At 43.8% G+C, this 18,544-nt stretch carries 13 protein-coding genes; 8 read left to right on the forward strand and 5 right to left on the reverse strand.

Annotated features, from left to right (window positions below; all coding sequences use genetic code 11):
- The first annotated feature begins 435 nt into the window (after nucleotides 1-435).
- The 4 genes from HUJ21_RS06775 to HUJ21_RS06790 all read left to right on the forward strand — a co-directional run bounded on the left by HUJ21_RS06775 (nucleotide 436) and on the right by HUJ21_RS06790 (nucleotide 7,323).
- Nucleotides 436-1,794 (forward strand): NarK family nitrate/nitrite MFS transporter, encoded by a 1,359-nt coding sequence (locus HUJ21_RS06775; RefSeq protein ID WP_291368187.1) that lies wholly within the window; start codon nucleotides 436-438, stop codon nucleotides 1,792-1,794.
- A gap of 26 nt (nucleotides 1,795-1,820) precedes the next feature.
- Complete coding sequence (locus tag HUJ21_RS06780) at nucleotides 1,821-5,333, forward strand: nitrate reductase (RefSeq protein WP_291368188.1); 3,513 nt, start codon at nucleotides 1,821-1,823, stop codon at nucleotides 5,331-5,333.
- Between the two features lie 155 nt (nucleotides 5,334-5,488).
- On the forward strand, nucleotides 5,489-6,919 hold the full coding sequence (locus tag HUJ21_RS06785; RefSeq protein ID WP_291368189.1) for a rubredoxin: 1,431 nt from the start codon (nucleotides 5,489-5,491) through the stop codon (nucleotides 6,917-6,919).
- 11 nt (nucleotides 6,920-6,930) lie between these two features.
- A complete protein-coding gene (locus HUJ21_RS06790; RefSeq protein ID WP_291368190.1) occupies nucleotides 6,931-7,323 on the forward strand; it encodes a hypothetical protein in 393 nt (130 codons plus the stop codon).
- Between the two features lie 22 nt (nucleotides 7,324-7,345).
- Here HUJ21_RS06790 and cobA read toward each other — a convergent pair whose 3' ends face one another.
- Nucleotides 7,346-8,110 (reverse strand): uroporphyrinogen-III C-methyltransferase, encoded by a 765-nt coding sequence (gene cobA, locus HUJ21_RS06795; protein WP_291368191.1) that lies wholly within the window; start codon nucleotides 8,108-8,110, stop codon nucleotides 7,346-7,348.
- Between the two features lie 161 nt (nucleotides 8,111-8,271).
- Here cobA and nirB point away from each other — a divergent pair, with 161 nt between their 5' ends.
- From nirB to HUJ21_RS06815, 4 genes are all read left to right on the forward strand, one after another.
- Complete coding sequence (nirB, locus tag HUJ21_RS06800; RefSeq protein ID WP_291368192.1) at nucleotides 8,272-10,770, forward strand: nitrite reductase large subunit NirB; 2,499 nt, start codon at nucleotides 8,272-8,274, stop codon at nucleotides 10,768-10,770.
- 47 nt (nucleotides 10,771-10,817) lie between these two features.
- Nucleotides 10,818-11,195, forward strand: a complete 378-nt coding sequence (gene nirD, locus HUJ21_RS06805; RefSeq protein ID WP_291368193.1) for a nitrite reductase small subunit NirD — start codon at nucleotides 10,818-10,820, stop codon at nucleotides 11,193-11,195.
- Nucleotides 11,196-11,335: 140 nt separating this feature from the next.
- Nucleotides 11,336-13,153 carry an ATP-binding protein gene (locus HUJ21_RS06810; protein WP_291368194.1) on the forward strand — a complete coding sequence of 606 codons (1,818 nt, stop codon included), beginning with the start codon at nucleotides 11,336-11,338 and terminating at the stop codon, nucleotides 13,151-13,153.
- Between the two features lie 18 nt (nucleotides 13,154-13,171).
- Nucleotides 13,172-13,852: a response regulator transcription factor gene (locus tag HUJ21_RS06815; RefSeq protein ID WP_291368195.1), complete on the forward strand. Its 681-nt coding sequence runs from the start codon at nucleotides 13,172-13,174 to the stop codon at nucleotides 13,850-13,852.
- 58 nt (nucleotides 13,853-13,910) lie between these two features.
- Here the strand turns inward: HUJ21_RS06815 and HUJ21_RS06820 are convergent, their stop codons facing one another.
- The 4 genes from HUJ21_RS06820 to HUJ21_RS06835 all read right to left on the reverse strand — a co-directional run bounded on the left by HUJ21_RS06820 (nucleotide 13,911) and on the right by HUJ21_RS06835 (nucleotide 18,542).
- Entirely contained in the window at nucleotides 13,911-15,239 is a 1,329-nt protein-coding gene (locus HUJ21_RS06820; protein WP_291368196.1) for a carotene biosynthesis protein, read from the reverse strand.
- A gap of 11 nt (nucleotides 15,240-15,250) precedes the next feature.
- Nucleotides 15,251-16,138, reverse strand: coding sequence for a hypothetical protein (locus tag HUJ21_RS06825; RefSeq protein ID WP_291368197.1), 888 nt, complete (start codon nucleotides 16,136-16,138; stop codon nucleotides 15,251-15,253).
- 78 nt (nucleotides 16,139-16,216) lie between these two features.
- Entirely contained in the window at nucleotides 16,217-16,933 is a 717-nt protein-coding gene (locus tag HUJ21_RS06830) for a glycosyltransferase family 2 protein (RefSeq protein WP_291368198.1), read from the reverse strand.
- A gap of 136 nt (nucleotides 16,934-17,069) precedes the next feature.
- Nucleotides 17,070-18,542: a glycosyltransferase gene (locus HUJ21_RS06835; protein ID WP_291368199.1), complete on the reverse strand. Its 1,473-nt coding sequence runs from the start codon at nucleotides 18,540-18,542 to the stop codon at nucleotides 17,070-17,072.
- Nucleotides 18,543-18,544: the final 2 nt, after the last annotated feature.

Below are 18,544 nucleotides of genomic sequence, written 5' to 3' on the forward strand. Positions count from 1 at the left end.
TCATGAAATCAGAAATATTCCGCGTACATCATCAAAGACTTAAAATTAAATCAATACTGACAATTGGCCTTTTTTCACCACTGTAAAATCCCCTCCATCATGAGCCCTGTTGAACTTTCACCGTGATCCCGGACTGTCAGGAACAATAATACATATTCTTCACCTACTATCCATTAATTTTCATTAAAACTAACTGGAGGAGTGGCAGGATATTCCTGATCGGCGGATCTAAGTGAATATTTGAGGTTTTGGACCAATAGGTTTCGTTACCTTGTTTTAATTCTACGTATTTTTTCAATATTACGTAATTTTTTTACGTATTTTTACTTATTTATAAAAACTTGCCTTATCTTAGCCCTCACAAATTACATCTAAAATTGAAACAAGCAATAAACCCTGCCTTCGTCCACATTTGCAACCAAAAATCAATTCAACATGCAAGCTCTAAACAAAAAAGCTACATCCATCAATCTTTTTGATTTCAAGTCCCGGCAGATGCGGGCATTTCATCTTTCCTGGTTTGCGTTTTTTCTTTGTTTCTTCGGCTGGTTTGGCATAGCTCCTTTAATGGCCGTTGTCCGGGAAGAGCTGGATTTGACCAAAGCCCAGATAGGCAATATCATCATTGCATCAGTAGCAGTAACTGTCCTGGGCAGGTTGTTTATCGGCTGGTTGGTAGACCGTATAGGCCCAAGGATCACCTATACCTATCTCCTGGTGTTGGGAGCGATCCCCGTTATCCTGATCGGGCTAAGCGATAGTTATGAAAGTTTTCTCTTATTCAGATTGGCCATAGGGATTATCGGGGCCTCTTTTGTGATCACCCAGTACCACACATCGGTGATGTTTGCCCCCAATGTGGTCGGAACAGCCAATGCCACTTCTGCAGGATGGGGAAATATGGGTGGTGGTGTCACCCAAATGATCATGCCTGTTATTTTTGCGCTCTTTATTTCTTTGGGATTTCTGGAAGCGGAAGCCTGGAGATATGCCATGATGGTGCCGGGTTTTGCCATGATCCTTACCGCTTTTGCCTATTACAAGTGGACCACCGATTTTCCGGAGGGAAACATCAGGGACCTCAGCAAAAAAGACCTGGAATACAAAAGAAAGAAAAAAGCGGATGGTAAAGGTGCCCTGAAAGCAGCTGTGTCGGACCGTCGGGTTTGGGCATTGTTTTTGATTTACGGTGCCTGTTTCGGTATAGAACTCACCATCAACAATATTGCCGCCATCTACTATCATGATTTTTTCAACCTGGACCTGAAAACGGCAGGATTGATTGCCGGATTATTCGGACTGATGAACCTCTTTGCCAGAACCCTGGGTGGTTTTTTTGGGGATAAGGCCGGTATCAAATGGGGCCTCAAAGGCCGGGTAGGGTTTTTGGGAATTGTTTTGCTGGTAGAAGGCATTGCTCTTGTGGTATTTTCCCAAATGACTTTGCTGCCGCTGGCCATAGGTACCATGATCCTATTTAGTCTTTTCGTTCAGATGGCGGAAGGGGCCACCTTTTCCGTGGTACCTTTTATCAATAAAAAAGCCATCGGTATGATTTCCGGAATCGTAGGTGCCGGGGGCAATGTAGGAGCAGTAATGGCCGGTTTTCTTCTAAAAATGGAAGGTTTAAGCTATGGAGAGGCCCTTTCCATACTGGGAATCGTCGTGGCCACCATCAGTACCTGCTCGCTATTGATAAGGTTTTCAAAGGCGGATGAAAAAATTGCCCAGGAAGAGTTGGAGGAATCATTGGCCCAAAAGGCTGACCTGCAACCGGAAATGGTCAACAGTTAATCTTATTACGCTAACTCAATCCAGGTATGTCAATGGTCAACTATAAAAGCACCTGTTCTTACTGTGGCGTAGGCTGTGGGATCAATGTCTTAAAAGATAAAAAAGGAAAGATTTCCATACAAGGAGACCCTGAACACCCTGTCAACAAGGGAATGTTGTGTTCCAAAGGCATGAACCTTCATTATGTAGTGGAAGACAAATCGGACCGGTTGCTACAACCCCAAATGCGTTGGGGAAAATCCCACCCATTGGAACAGGTAAATTGGAATACTGCCCTGGACAGGGCCAGTGCGGTTTTTAAATCCATCATTAAAACCCATGGACCGGATTCCGTGGCATTTTATGTCTCCGGCCAATGCCTTACTGAAGAGTACTATCTGGTCAATAAACTGACCAAAGGTTTTCTGAAAACCAATAATGTGGACACCAACTCAAGGCTTTGCATGAGTTCCGCAGTCATGGCCTATATCAAAACACTTGGTGAAGACAGTGTACCCATCGCCTATGAGGATATTGAACAAGCCGACTGTTTTCTTGTAGCTGGAGCCAATCCAGCCTGGTGTCATCCCATTATTTGGAGAAGAATTGAAAAACAAAAGGAAAAGCATCCCGATGTCAAAATCATTGTAGTAGATCCTCGTGTCACGCAAAGTTGTTCGATTGCCGATATTCATTTGCAGGTCCATCCCGGAACGGATGAAGTCCTGTTTCATGCTTTGGGAAGATGTCTGATCGAGCAGGGAGACATCGACCTGGAATTCATCTCAAAGCACACCGATGGGTTTGATGCTTATAAAGAGCAGGTATTGCAAACCACCTTAGAAGATGCAGCACAGATTTGTGGTGTCTCCATTAAAGACATTCAAATGGCCGCATCCTTTATCGGCAACGCCAGGGGATTCCTTACCCTTTGGACCATGGGCCTCAATCAAAGTGCAGATGGGGTCAATAAAAACCTCGCACTGATAGACCTAAACCTGATCACCGGTCATATTGGTAAACCCGGGTCCGGACCATTCAGCCTTACCGGGCAACCCAATGCCATGGGGGGCCGGGAGGTGGGTGGAATGGCCACCTTACTGGCCTCCCACCGAACCCTCAGCAATCCCGAACACAGGAATGAGGTAGCCAAATTCTGGGAGGTAGAAAATATCTCTGAAAAACCAGGGAAAACCGCTACCCAAATATTTGAGGGTGCCGAAGACGGATCTATCAAAGCCATATGGATCATTTGCACCAATCCCCTGGTAAGCATGCCAGATGCCAGAAAAATAGAAGCCGCGTTGAAAAAAGCCAGGTTTGTAGTGGTTCAGGATATATCCAATAAAAACGAGGCGATTCCCTATGCCGATCTGGTCCTTCCCGCAGCGGGTTGGGGGGAAAAAGAAGGCACCATGACCAATTCGGAAAGAAGGATCAGCCACCTGAGTCAATTTGCTTCAGCTCCCGGGGAAGCCCTACCTGATGCGGAGATCCTCTTGCGTTTTGCCAAAAAAATGGGATTTCATGGATTTGACTTCAGCAACATGGCCGAAGTCTACGCAGAATATTGCGCGATGACCAAAGGTACCAATATAGACATTTCAGGGTTAGATTATGATCATCTGAAAAAGAAAGGCACGGTACAGTGGCCCTTTCCCAACAAAACTCAGGGAGAAACCAGGCGCCTTTTCACCAATAAAAAATTCCCTACCCCCAATGGCCGTGCACAAATCCAGGTATCCGGTCCAAAGAACGCCTTCGAAAAACCATCTCCTGAATTTCCACTTGTTCTGACCACCGGCAGGATTAGAGACCAGTGGCATACCATGACCCGTACCGGAAAGGTAAACAAACTCAACAAACACCTGCCCAAACCATTCCTGGAAATCCACCCCGAAAATGCAAGCGAAAGGGGCATCGGTCAAGGCAGCACGGTATTGGTTTCAGGCAAAAGAGGGGAAGTCAGGCTACATGCCCAAATCACGGATAAAATTAAAAAGGGAGTGGTTTTTCTTCCCATGCATTGGGGCAAAATCCTTCAGAACGATTTTGCCAGGGCCAACAACCTGACCGGAAATGCGATCGACCCTGTCTCCAAACAACCTGATTTTAAATATTCCGCAGTGCAGGTAAGCCTGTATAAAAAATCAAAGCAGAAAATTGTAATTATAGGGGCAGGAGCTGCTGCCTTCCGCTTCATCAATTCTTACCGGGAATTCAACCAGGAAGATGAAATACATGTGTTCTCCAAAGAAAAGCATCCATTCTACAACAGGGTTTTGCTTCCGGATTATGTTAACCGCCACAAAGCCTGGGAAGATTTGTTGAAATTCAAATCTTCAACGGATATGGATAAACTGAACATCCAGCTGTATGTAGAAAACGGTATTGAATCCATTGATCGCAGCAGTAAAACGGTAACTGATGAAAAAGGAAGGGTACACCATTATGGCATCCTTATCCTGGCCACGGGAAGCAGGGCTTTTATCCCGGCTGATGCACCCATGCATTTACCCGGTGTATTTACCATGCGTAACAGAGAAAATGCTGACGAATTAAAAGAATATTTAGATTTTAAGGGACATGTGCTGATTGTTGGTGGTGGCTTACTTGGATTGGAATTGGCTGCCGCACTTCGGGAAATCAACATGAAGGTAACCATTGTCCAATTGGGTTCGCGGCTAATGGAAAGGCAACTGGATCCCATGGCCAGCTCTCTGCTTCGTGAAAGACTTGAGGAGATGGGTGTACAGCTTTTCATGAATAACCAATTGTCACATCTGGATTCCCACGGTGAAAACAAAAATATTTCAGCCAGCTTAAAAGGAGGTCAAACTGTTTCCTGCAATGCAGTGGTGTATGCCATAGGCACCCGGCCTAATATAGAGTTGGGTAAATCGACCGGTTTGGTTTGTGGCCGGGGGATACAGGTCAACGACTACCTGCAAACCAGCGATCCGGACATATTTGCCATGGGTGAAATCGCTGAACACAAGGGAAAACTCAATGGGATTACTGCAGCTGCCGAAATGCAGGCAGATGTTGCTGCCCGCTTTATTACTGGAGATTTGCTGAGTCTATACAAAGGTAGTATCCCAATGAATATCCTTAAATTTGCGGACCTGGACCTTTGTTCTATTGGCACCCCGGAGATACCTGTCAATTCAGAAGGGTATGAGGAAATTTTGCTGATCGATAGCTCACAGACCTATTATAAAAAATGTATTGTGTACCAGGATAAACTGGTAGGTGCTATTCTGATGGGTGACAAGTCTGAATTTGCAGAATTTAAAAACCTTATTGAGGAAAAGACAGAACTTTCCACGAAACGCCAGGAACTATTGCGAGGCAAATCTACCAAAGCCGAAATGATCGGAGAAATGGTTTGTTCCTGCAGCAATGTCGGCAAAGGAAATATTAGCCAAGCCATCCAATCGGGATACAGGGATTTCCGACAACTTTGCCAACAAACGGGCGCAGGAATGGGATGTGGAAGTTGTAAACCGGAAGTCAAGGGGATTTTGGATGAAGAGCTCCATTCACTTATCGACGCTTAGGGTGAAAATTCTGGTTGGGAAAAGCATTTTACCTGGAAAAGTTTGCCCGAATATGACCCACTGAATGGGTGAAAATATAAATAAAACCGAATACATTTACTTACCCGGGTAAACCGAAAGAATGGCTTCCTTTTTAGGGAGCAAAATATAGCAACATGCAAAAAGAAGATTTAGTCAGGGTATTTGTCAAAGGAGGAATCATTTCTCCGGGTGATTTTCTAAAAATGATCCAGACAGCCAATGAATTGGGCGCTACCTACATTCACCTTGGCTCCAGGCAGGATGTGCTTTTCCCTTTGAAAAATAAAAACCTGGATACCCTTTCCCAAACTTTCGAAGCTATCGACACAGCTTACGATACAGACGGGGAAGAATTTCAAAATATCGTTTCCTCCTACCCTGCCCTTGATGTCATGCCCACAACGCATTGGCTGGCATCCCATACATATCACTATATCCTGGACACCTTTGACTACAGGCCCAAACTAAAAATCAATATCACCGATCCGGTCCAAAATCTGGTGCCTCTTTTTACAGGGAATATTAATTTTGTAGCCTCCGCTGTTGACAACTATTGGTACCTGTACCTGCGGTTTTCAGAAATTGATCAAAAACCCTGGGCTGCCCCAGACCTGATTTACGGATATGATCTGGCCAAAATTGCCAAAGCAATAGAAGAAATTAATCCGGTAAAAAGCGGATTGAAATACGAGGAAATATATCAAAGCGTAATAGAAACCCAAATACCTAATAGTCAAAAAGCAGCGCATGAACTGGACTATCCGGAATCTAACTCCCCTTACTATGAAGGCATGAACCGTATTGTAGGCGGTAAGTATTGGTTGGGGCTTTATTGGCGAAACAACCGGTTCGCAATTAATTTCCTTAAGGCACTTTGCCAGCTTTGCATGGCCACCAATATTGGGAAGATTTGCCTGACACCCTGGAAATCTATCATTATCAAAGGTATTGCAGAAAAGGACCGGTTAAGTTGGGAAAAACTACTAGGGAAATTTGGCATCAACATCCGACATAGCTCCCTGGAACTCAATTGGCATTTACCTGTAATGGATGATGAAGCACTAGCCATTAAAAATTACCTGGTACGGGCCCTTGACAAGCAGGATATCAGCACTTATGGCCTGAGTTTTTCGGTGAAGACAAGACACATGGTTTTATTTACCTCAGTGGCCATAGAGAAAGCGAAAAAAACAAGTGATAATGATCCCGAAACCTTCAATATTCTCTACTCAAAAGACTTCAATCCCAACCTTTCTGAGTATTTTTACTTCGTTAAAAATGTACCCATTGAAACATTGCCTCCTTTGTTGATTGAACTCAGCTATAAATATTATGACCAATTAAAAATTCCAAAATCATCCGATTCTCAAGACAGTAAGGACAGTACCAACAAAAAACCTCTCAAGAAATACCAATGCTCCGAATGCCTGACTGTATATGATGAAAAATACGGTGACCCAGAATCAAATATACTTGCAGGCACCTCCTTTATGAAACTTCCGGACAGCTATTCTTGTCCTGTATGTGAAAGTCCAAAATCGGCCTTTAAATTAATCGTTCATTAAATTATTTTGGCATGAAACTCAGAATCAATGATAATTCCATCCGGCTCAGGTTAAGTCAATCAGAGGTAAGCAGCATTGGACAGGGGCTGCCTTTACATCAGGAATTAAAACTTGGAAAAGAACAGGTCCTTATTTATAGTTTGATTCCCGGAGACTTTGGCAAAATGCCGGAAGCACGTTTTTTGAACCAGAAATTGGAAGTTTACCTGCCTGCCAAACTGGGAGAAGACTGGGCAAAAACAGATGAAATCAGTATAAGACATGTCCAAAATGAAGGCAAGGATTTCGAATGTATGCTGCTGATTGAAAAGGATTTTCAATGCCTTCACCAAAGACCTGATGAAGATGAAAGGGACAATTTTCCAAACCCCAAATCTCTGGAAGACTATCAAAAAGACGAATAGGAAATTACTCCAATTTCCACTTTTATGTCACCCACACCAGTTCCTTTTGTTGTATTTCGGCCAGTAATTTTTCCCTGACTACCTGGCCAATGACAATAATGGCTGGTGCAGCCAGCTTTGCCTCCTCCTGCAGGGAAAGGATATTGCGCAATGCTCCTGTTACAGAACGTTCATTGGACTTACTTCCATTTTGAATCATGCAAATGGGTTCATCTTCCCCCCGGTACTCTTTGAATAAACTTACGATTTCAGGCAGTTTTTTTACTCCCATGAGGATCACTACCGTAGCGGATGACTGAGCTGCAAAATACAAATCCCTGGCCGTACTGTGGTCTTTCAATGTGCCGGTCACTACCCAAAAACTCTCATTCACTCCTCTTTTGGTTAAAGGTATACCCTGCAGGCCAGGTACAGCCATCGCACTACTGATACCCGGAATATACGTAGTAGGTATCCCATGCTTTTCGGCATACTCCAACTCTTCATGACCACGACCAAAGACGTAAGGATCTCCTCCTTTTAGCCTGACTACATGGCCACAGGAGACAGCATAATTTACGATCATTCGGTTAATTTCCTTTTGCTGCCTATAATGCAAACCTGCACTTTTACCTACAAAAATCTTCAGTGCCGTTTCTGGAGCATATCCCAATAAGGCCTCATTGGCCAATGCATCATACAGAATGACATCTGCATTCTCCAGGACTTTTACTGCCTTTAAAGTGATCAAATCCGGATCCCCGGGCCCGGCCCCTACCAGTGATAATCTTGCTTCTGAATTTTTCATTCGGACTATTTACTTATTTACTGAAACAAAATTAAGTATTTTTTTACGTATTTTTACGTATTTATTAAAAATATATTTACCTTAGCCTTTGAATTAAACAGAAAGATTCAGTTGTCTTACTTAGAAAAGCAATAACCCATTCATTCGATAAAACAATTAGCATGACAAGGATAATAGTGATCGGAAACGGAATGGTAGGTTACAAGTTTTGTGAAAAACTGAGAGCTGCCTCCTCAAAGGAAGACTTCCAAATCACCGTGTTTGGAGAAGAGCCATGGCCTGCCTATGACAGGGTTCATTTAAGTGCCTATTTTTCCGGGTCCAAAGTGGATGACCTGAGTATGGCTCCCCGTTCCTGGTATCAGGAAAAGGATATTGACCTGCGTACCAATGAACTTATCATTGAAATCGATAGGGAACAAAAAAGAGTGATCAGTCATACAGGAACAGTTATGGACTATGACAAACTGGTACTGGCCACCGGTTCGGCTGCATTTGTCCCGGCCATCAATGGGGTAGAAAAGAAAGGGGTGTTTGTATACAGGACCATTGAGGACCTGGATGCCATTATGGATTTTGGGAAAAAAGCCAAATCTGCGGCGGTAATCGGTGGGGGTCTGTTGGGTTTGGAAGCAGCCAAAGCGGTAATGGACATGGGCTTGGAAACCCATGTGATAGAATTTGCCCCCAGATTAATGCCCAGGCAATTGGATGATGCCGGGGCCGGAATTCTGAAGTCAAAACTGGAAGATTTGGGCATAACCATTCACCTGAGCAAAAACACACGGCAAATCAATGGCAACGGAAAGCTAACCGGGCTGGATTTTGCAGACGGATCCGGATTATCCGTAGACATGCTGGTCATATCAGCAGGAATCAAACCCCGGGATGAGCTGGCCAAAACTTGTGGAATTTCCACCGCTGACCGAGGGGGAGTGGTTGTCAATGAATTCCTTCAAACCAAAGAGGACAAAGACATTTTCGCCATTGGAGAAGTGGCTTCTTATCAAAGCATGATCTATGGACTGGTAGCCCCCGGTTATGAAATGGCCAGTCAGGTAGTAAACCAACTATGTGGAAAAGCATCCAATCCATTTCTGGGCTTTGACATGTCTACCAAGCTGAAACTGATTGGTGTGGATGTGGCCAGTTTTGGTGATCCTTTTGGTGAATTGGAACCTTCAGAAAACATCGTTTACGAAAACAAAAATTCCGGAGTATACAAAAGAATCAATGTCTCAAAAGATGGTAAACGTCTGTTGGGCGGCGTGTTGGTTGGGGATGCCTCAGCGTATGGGATGCTGCTACAGATGACGCAAAACAAGATGCCCCTGCCCCCCAATCCGGAAGACCTGATACTGGGAAACAGAGGTGGAAAAGCAGCTGAAAGTGCAGGCCTGGAAAGCCTTCCTTCGGGGGCACAAATATGCTCTTGTGAAAATGTGACCAAAGGGGATATTTGTCAGCTCATCGAAAAGGAGGGAGTGTACAGTATAGATGAAATCAAGGGCTGCACCAAAGCCGGAACGGGCTGTGGTGGTTGTGCTCCCATGTTACATGATCTGCTAAAGAGCCAACTTAAGGCAATGGGAAAGCAGGTGAAAAACAGTTTGTGCGAACATTTTGATTATTCCCGGCAGGAACTTCTGGATTTGGTAAAGATAAAAGGCATCCGAAGCTATGATGAACTCCTGGACCAATTTGGAAAAGGGGATGGCTGTGAAATTTGTAAACCCGCAGTGGCATCAATTCTTGCCAGCACCTGGAACGAACTGGTCACCAAACAGGACACCATACAAGACACCAATGACCGATTCCTGGCCAATATTCAAAAAGGCGGCACCTATTCTGTTGTTCCCAGAATACCGGGTGGAGAAATCACACCCGAAAAGCTGATCGTCATTGGCCAGGTAGCCAAAAAATACGGGCTATATACCAAGGTTACGGGAGGGCAGCGGATAGACATGTTTGGAGCGAGAGTGGACCAGCTTCCAGATATTTGGGAAGAGCTGATTGATGCCGGATTTGAAAGTGGACATGCCTATGGTAAATCCCTGAGAACGGTAAAAAGTTGTGTGGGATCAACATGGTGCCGTTACGGGGTACAGGATGCTGTTTCCTTCGCCATCCGGGTGGAGGAAAGGTACCGCGGTCTCCGCTCTCCACATAAATTAAAAGGTGCCGTATCCGGCTGTATCCGCGAATGTGCAGAGGCACAAAGCAAAGACTTTGGTCTTATCGCCACCGAAAAAGGCTGGAACCTATATGTCTGTGGCAATGGCGGATCCAAGCCACAACATGCCAAACTTCTTATCAACGATGTGGATTCAGAAACCGTCTTGAAATACATTGACCGATTTCTGATGTTTTACATCCGGACGGCAGAACCATTGAACCGGACGGCCACCTGGCTCAATAAAATGGAGGGAGGCATAGAATATCTGCGGGAAGTAGTGGTGAACGATTCCCTGGGGATTGGTGAGGTATTGGAAAAAGAAATGGAATTTATGATCCAAACCTATGCCTGCGAATGGAAAGAAGTAGTCAATAACCCGGAACTCAGGGCTAAATTCAAGCATTTTGTCAACGATGACCAGGGAGACCCTTCCATTGGTTTTAAAGAAATGCGGGGTCAAAAAATCCCTGCTTCCTGGACTTGATACGGATTTTAACTGTCAAAACTCAATTCTTAAAAAATTTGAAAATTATGTCGACCAAAATGGAAAAATACAAAACGGCTGATACTTCTAAAATCACTACCTGGTTTAAAGCCGCCCCGGTAAGTGCCCTGCCTGAAAACGGAGGTGCCTGTATCAAATACAAGGACTTACAGATAGCCATTTACAATTTTAGCAGAAGAAACGAATGGTATGCCTGCCAGAACCTTTGTCCCCATAAAATGCAAATGGCTTTGTCCCGCGGAATGATTGGGTCGCAGGGAGATGAACCCAAAGTAGCCTGCCCCTTTCATAAAAAAACCTTTTCCCTGAAATCGGGAAAAAACCTAAATGGAGATACCTGCGACATTGCTACATACCCCATTAAAGTGGAGGATGGATATGTATACGTAGGTTTTGAGAATTAACCTAAAATAACCAAATAGCCTGCGGGCTTTTTTCTATTGGGCAGGGATTGGTATACAGTCCCTGCTTTTTTATTTTCCCTTTCACCCTACTAGATGGGAATTTTAAGTGTTTTTACGTAATTTTAAGCAGTTGATGCAGTATGGAAAGTAAAAAAATCTCAGAAAAACCAACATTTGAAAAGCTGGGCAGGTATTACCTGGTGGCCCTTTGCGCCATTGCCATCAGCATCATCGTCAGTCAGGTGCTGGTTCAAAAATTCATCAGCGAACAAAAGAATGATTCTCGTGTGGTCAATCTCTCCGGAAGACAACGAATGCTGAGTCAAAGGATCAGTAAATGTGTCCTGTTACTGAGTGACAGCCCTGCTCCCTCAGATAAAAAAGATATATTGGAAGAACTTGACCTTGCCCTGAAGGAATGGGAAGAAACCCACAATGCATTACAAAAAGGAAACGATACTTTGGGGATTAAGGGGAGCAACAGCAATAGCATTGAAAGACTGTTCCGGGACATAGAACAAGACCAGCAGCTTATGGCTGTAGCTGCTTCAAATATTGTCAGAAAACTTCGACAGGATATCTATATACCGAAAGACAGCATTCGAACGGATATTCGCACCATCATTAGCCGGGAATCGGCTTTCCTCAAAGGCATGGACGCGATTGTGTTCCAGTACGATGATGAAGCCAAATCCAAAGTAATGAACCTGAGAAATATTGAAATATTCTTATTGGTGATTTCATTGGGTGTGATTCTATTTGAAATATTTTTCGTTTTCATTCCTTCCGCCAAAACCATTGGTCAAACATTTAAAAAGCTACTCCGGTCAGAGCAAAAATCCAAAAAGATGACCCTGCAGCTGAGTGCCTTGTATAGTTCCCTGGAACAGGCCTATCAGGACCTGCTCGAAGTGGATGTAAAAGTAGCAGATTTCACCATTTACGCCCGTTGCCAGGCAGATGGCGATTTCGAAGATTTTTCTGACCAATTCTTATCCTTAATGGAATTTGAAACTAACCGTCCCATAAATCTTTTTGCCTGGTTGCAGGATCAGGGGTACAATGCCGAATACCTGCAAAACATCAAAACAATGGTCCATAATGGTGAATCATGGAATGGAGAAATCAAAGTAGTCAATGAAACCGGAGATTTTGTCTGGTTAAAAGTAAATTTGATTCCTACACAAAATGAAATCGGACAAACAGACAAAATACTCATGGTCAGCACCGATGAAACAGAGAAAAAGGAAGCTGAAGCCATTTCCAGGGAAATCAACAGGGAAAAAATTGAACAAAAAGTAAAAGAACAGCAATTCAGATCCGCACTGATACTGGAAGGGCAGGAAGAGGAGAGGAAGAGGATTTCCAGGGACATGCACGATGGGATAGGACAATTGCTATCCGGTATGAAGTTTAACCTGGAGGGAATACATTCTGTAAGTTCAGACTTCGAAAAGGATAAGCTTCAAACGGCGAAAGACCTGCTCAAAAGCATCATTAGGGAAGTCCGCAGAATTTCTTTTAACCTTACCCCAAGTGCCCTCTCAGATTATGGGATTGTTCCCGTATTGAATAAATTTGCCAGGGAGATCAGCAAAATTTCAGATCTGGAAGTGACTTTTGAGAATAAAACAGGCTTTTTGAGCAGGTTGGAGGGTACAATAGAGAACAACCTTTACCGGATTTGTCAGGAAGCCGTAAACAATGCCATTAAGTATGCAGCAGCCAAAGAGGTGAAAATCACTCTTTCCCACAATTCACAAACCCTGCATTTGGAGATTGCAGACGATGGCAGGGGCTTTGATATTAAAAAGTTGGAAGAAAAGGGCCATTTTTCAGCATCCGGCCATGGATTATTTAATATCCGGGAAAGGGCCAATTTCATCAATGGGCAGTGTGAAATAAGAACTGAACCAGGAAAAGGCACCAGTATCAATATAAGTGTGCCTTTGGATTAAACGATAGGTAATGAAAATATGGAAAAAATAAAAGTAGTATTGGCAGATGATCATGTGGTGGTACGAAATGGCATCAAAAATTTGTTGGAAAATGAAGGCAACGTAACTGTAGTCGGAGAAGCATCCAATGGAGAAGAAGCACTATTGGCTGTAGAAAAACTAAAGCCTGACCTGCTCATCATTGACATCCGCATGCCTGTCATGAATGGTCTGGAAGCTACAAAAATACTTTCCAAAAAGGCGGGACCCACCAGAACCCTGATCCTTTCCATGCATGATGATGAAGATTATATCCTGCAATCCATAGAAAGTGGAGCTTCCGGTTACCTGCTCAAAGACACCAGCAAGGATGAATTTTTAAAAGCCATCAACACCATTCATCAGGGTGGAAAGTATTTCAGCGGAGACATCAGCCAGGTTTTGGTCAATAGCTACTTGAATGTCCGCGACAGAAAAATCATCCAACCCATGGGATCGGTTAAACATTACGATATCACCAAACGCGAAAAACAAATACTTAGAATGATCGCTGAGGGAATTGGAAACAAAGAAATCGCGCAACAATTGGGTAAAAGTATCCGAACCATAGAAACCCACAGGTTTAACATCATGAAAAAACTCAGGGTCAGCAATGTGGTAGAATTACTCAAAAAAATCGAGGAAGAGCCGGGATTAAAAGATCATATTGAAAATGCCTGAAGCAGTCCTGGCAGTTAATGCCTATCTCCCTTCAAGCCCGGGTTTGGCTGCAGCACCATCATAAATCCGAAGAAACACCTGTACTAAGGCTTCGCTGGTTTTGGTAATAGCGGTACCCAATAACCAATAGAGCAAGGGCAAGGAAAACGTATTCAAGGGTAATCAGCCATAAATTCTCTTTAAAACCAGGCTGGGCATAAGCATGGTACGACAAGAAAACAACTCCAGTCCATACCACAAAACTCCGGTTAAGGGTGAACACACTGAGGCCTAAAGCAGGAATTAAATACCAGGGGTGAACAGTGGTTTGCAGCAGTAGAAAAACCAGGTACATCCATACTATTTTCGAAACCAGTGCTTCCTTGGTAAAGGTTCTTTGGTACAAGCCCATTCCCAATAAACATATCCCTGCAAGGACCTGCAGGGCTGGTCCGACATGAGCAATGGGGTTATAGTCTACAAAAAATGAAGAAACTGCCCTGATCAAGTAATAAATCGAGGCATTAAATTCAAACGTACTTTGGTACAGGCGAAAGCTTTGGTAGAAGTTCTGTGCCCCGTCCATCAACACAATAGGACTTAGAAAGAAAAGCACAAAAGCGGCAGCCGCCAATGTAAATTTCCAGAAATTTTTACTGTCCCAAAAGCGTATCCATACAGGAGCCAGGATTAAGGGATTTAACTTTACTCCTATGGCCCAGGCCCAACTAAGGCCCGTCGCCAGGGGTTTATTTCTGCTGTAAAAATAAATCGTTAATAACAAGCCGGTCAAAACAATCCCTTCGAAATGAAGATTTCCTGTCAATTCCATAATTACCAGGGGATTAAAGGCGTACCAGGAAAGCTGGTGAGCAGGCAAACGCCATAGAAATAGCAGTTTTTGCATCAACCACAAATTGATGCCTTCCACGATCAGTAGACAAACCCTTAAAACCAGTACATTAAGGAAAATATTTTCACCTGCCAGGGCTGCCAGCCAGAAAAAAAACTGGTGCAGCGGAGGATAGAGAGAGTAATACTCCTGGGAATTCATGTTTTCCAATAAAGTGCTCCAGTAAGCATTTTCAGGAATGTCTTTGACCAAAACAGGTAGCTCAAGGTAGGGGTTGATTCCTTGTAACAAAAGCTGCCCATCGAACAGGTATCGATAAAAATCATCCGAAAGACCGGGCATAGCTCCCAGCAGCAACAAGCGCAGACTGAGGGCCAGCAGCAGTACAAGATAGGGTGAAAGACCAGTTTTTTTATGAATGCCAACCAGATACAGGTAAGCCAGGAATGCTACTCCATATAGGCCCAACAATTCCGGAAAAGCTGTCCTGGGAACCCAATATCCCATTCCCAACAAACCGACGGAAATCCCAATCAAACAAAGTGCAACTTTCAAAAAGGTGGTATTTATGGATTTAATTTTAATTCATCCCGTAAAAATTCGTCTTCAAGGGCGTTTCTGTTCCAATAATCAATCACCTTCATTCCTTTCCTTGTAGCTCGCGTAACTTCTTTTTCACCGTTTTCCAGGGTATGGGTTTCTTCCCAGGCCACAATCGGATAAGGAAATTCTTTTTCAAAATCGATTTTCAGTTCCCGCTTCCCGGAACTATATGTCACCTCCAATTGCCTTAGGTTATTGCTTTTATCTGTTAATCGGATAAATGCTTCTTCTGCAACAAATTCCCCATGGGTGAATCGTTGGTAAATCAGGGAGGGCCACATTTGTACACTTCCGGTAGGGATTTGGTTGGGATTTATCCGGATCAGGTTCCACAAATCATCCTCCGCCATTCCCGTGAGAGAGAAGCTCTTATCTCCTTCTTTTTCAAAATAGGAAAACAATTCTCCAGAATAGGATTCCCCACTATTCAGGTTAATTTGCGTAAAGGATTGTCCACACCATTCCTGGGAGGAAGCCGTAAATTTCACTCCCTGCATGGCCTCCTTGGTGGGTGTAAAAGCAGAAAGCATCATGTGATAAGGGTAAATTCCGGTGATAAAATCTCTTGTCTGGTTCATTTTGATAACCGAAAGTTTATCTCTTCCAGCCGATGCGGGATCATCCAGTTTCACCTGCTTGCTTCTAGAAAAGTCTTCTGTCACAAAAATCAAAACTGCCTCACCAGCTCGGGGTTCACCGTAGCGGTATTGGGTAAGGGTAAAGCTACTGATCTCGGCCTGTCCCTGAAACCAATATTCTCCCCAAGCCTCAAAATCTACTTCTTCCCTTTCAGGCCTGGCACAAGACAGCACTATAAAAAGCAAAGAAAACAACAGTAAACATTTATTCATGATATTTTAATTTTAATGTTAATTTAAAGAAAAAAACGAGATTTTACCCATAGTTCTACAGGACTTCCCCGGAATACCCTATCTGTATTTCCACAGGGTCCACAAGATTTTGTATCCCGCTCCTACGACACCTTTAACGGTTCCGCTGACTTTGGATACGCCTATCCTTTGCCTGTAATTAACAGGAACCTCCGTATAGCGCAATCCCATTTTCACCGCTTTGATTTGCATCTCAATGGTCCAGCCAAAGTTTTGATCCTCCATGTGCAGCTGCATTAACTTTTCCCATCGGATAGCCCTGAAGGGACCCAAATCTGAAAATTCGGCCGCAAACATTTTACGCATCAGCCAAGTTGCCAGCCAATTTCCAAAAACCTGGGGAAAGGTCATAGACCCTTTTTCCTTTTTGCCCCTGGCCCGGGAGCCGATGACCATGTCCATTTTTCCATCCCGTATAGGTTGAACTAGCCCCTCCATTTCCCCCGGAAAATCACTGTAATCCGCATCTAAAAAAACAAGGATTTCAGGAGGTTCTTGTAGGTTAGAAAGGTATTCCATGCCTGTAAGACAGGCCTTGCCGTATCCTTTTTGCGGCTCATCCAGTACAATGGCACCAGCCTGAGAGGCCACTTTGCGGGTGTTGTCATTGGAGTTGTTGTTGACCACTACAATATGTCTGACGAAAGCAGGAATTTCTGCGATAACTTTTCCTACTGCATTCTCTTCGTTGAAAGCGGGGATGAGGACGTCTATCCGTCGCCCGGAAAAGGTAAAGGGTTCACTAAGGATTGTCATTTATTTTTGGTTAATGTCTTTAATCACTTTACCTGGAAATCGGACAAAGTGAAACAGGCACACGCTCAATACGCTATGACAAAGGCTTAACGTATTGCTGCACAATTTTTCATTATCTGCTAATTATTTCTTCGGTTTACTTGCCTGTCTTTATACGGTAACTTCTAAAAGAGGCCACACTTACCATTCCAAAGCCCAAAGCCAGCATGGCATGAAAAAGCAGCATTTCGTAGGTGGCGGTATAAAGGGAAAGCCCTACGAGAACAAGGAATAACAAAGCCAAAATTGCTTCCACATAAGTGCCTGCAGGAACTTTCAACTGGTGATATACATTGCTGACCCAGGCCCCGGGCTTTTCATCCAGGTTGTATTTGGGGGTACGGATAAAGGGTGATTTTTTACCTGTCAGGCCCTCCCATACGGCCTGTCCGTTATGCACGGAAAGTCCCATGGAAACGGAAAGAAAAACCGGTAGCTCCCACAAATAACGCAGCAATCCTTTCCTGGAATAATTGGCCAGGGAAAGGTTGGCGAAAAAATAAACCGAAGCGATGATGATAAAACTCAATAGAAACAAGGCCGCTGCCTTAAAGTAAAGAAGGGGGATCAGCCCCTGGTAAAAACCCCACCAGACCGGAATACTGCTCAGACCTACCAATAACACTGCAATAAATATCATTGAATTCAACAAGTGAGCCGCTGCATGCATTTTTACTTTGAAGGTAAATGGCCCTTTCAGCACCTGCTTGAGGTGTTTAACAGCACATTCTGCCCCACCCTTTGTCCAACGGAATTGTTGGGATTTAATGGCTGACATCACCGGAGGCAATTCTGCAGGAGATACTACATCAGGACGGTATAAAAATTTCCATCCCCTTTGCTGTGCACGGTAACTCAGGTCCAGGTCCTCTGTAAGCGTATCTTCCTGCCAGTTACCCGCATCAAGAATACAATCTTTTCGCCAGATGCCTCCCGTACCGTTAAAATTAATAAAAGCCTGCTGCGCATTTCTCCCCATCTGCTCCACCGTGAAATGTGCATCCAACGCAAAGGCTTGCAGCCTGGTAAATAAGGAGTATTTTTCATTCAAATGTCCCCACCTGGACTGGACCATACCTATTTTTGAATCGCTAAAATGGGGTACTGTTTTCAATAAAAACTGATCATCAGGAATGAAATCAGCATCAAAAATGGCAACCAATTCCCCTGATGCATTTTCGAGCCCTTCACGTAGGGCACCTGCTTTAAAGCCTGTTCTTTCCCTTCTATGAATGTATTTAAAATTGGCTTTGGGAAAATTCTGGAGCTGCTCCCTGATGATGGCACAAGTTTCATCCGTGCTGTCATCCAAAATCTGAATTTCCAATTTATCTGCCGGATAATCCATACTGGCCATTGCTGCTATCAATCTTTTGACCACGTATTTTTCATTGTAAACAGGCAATTGAATGGTCACGGCAGGCAAATTGGTATCAGAAGCACTGGCTGCAGGGGTCAGGTTTTTTTTAAACCGGAAAAAATGCCACAAAAGATTGGCCTGTGCCAGGCTGTAACACAGAATGAAACACATGGACAGACCATATATCCCCAAAAACAAATACATCCACATTT

It is taken from the genome of Cyclobacterium sp., assembly GCF_014762705.1.
GTDB lineage: Bacteria > Bacteroidota > Bacteroidia > Cytophagales > Cyclobacteriaceae > Cyclobacterium.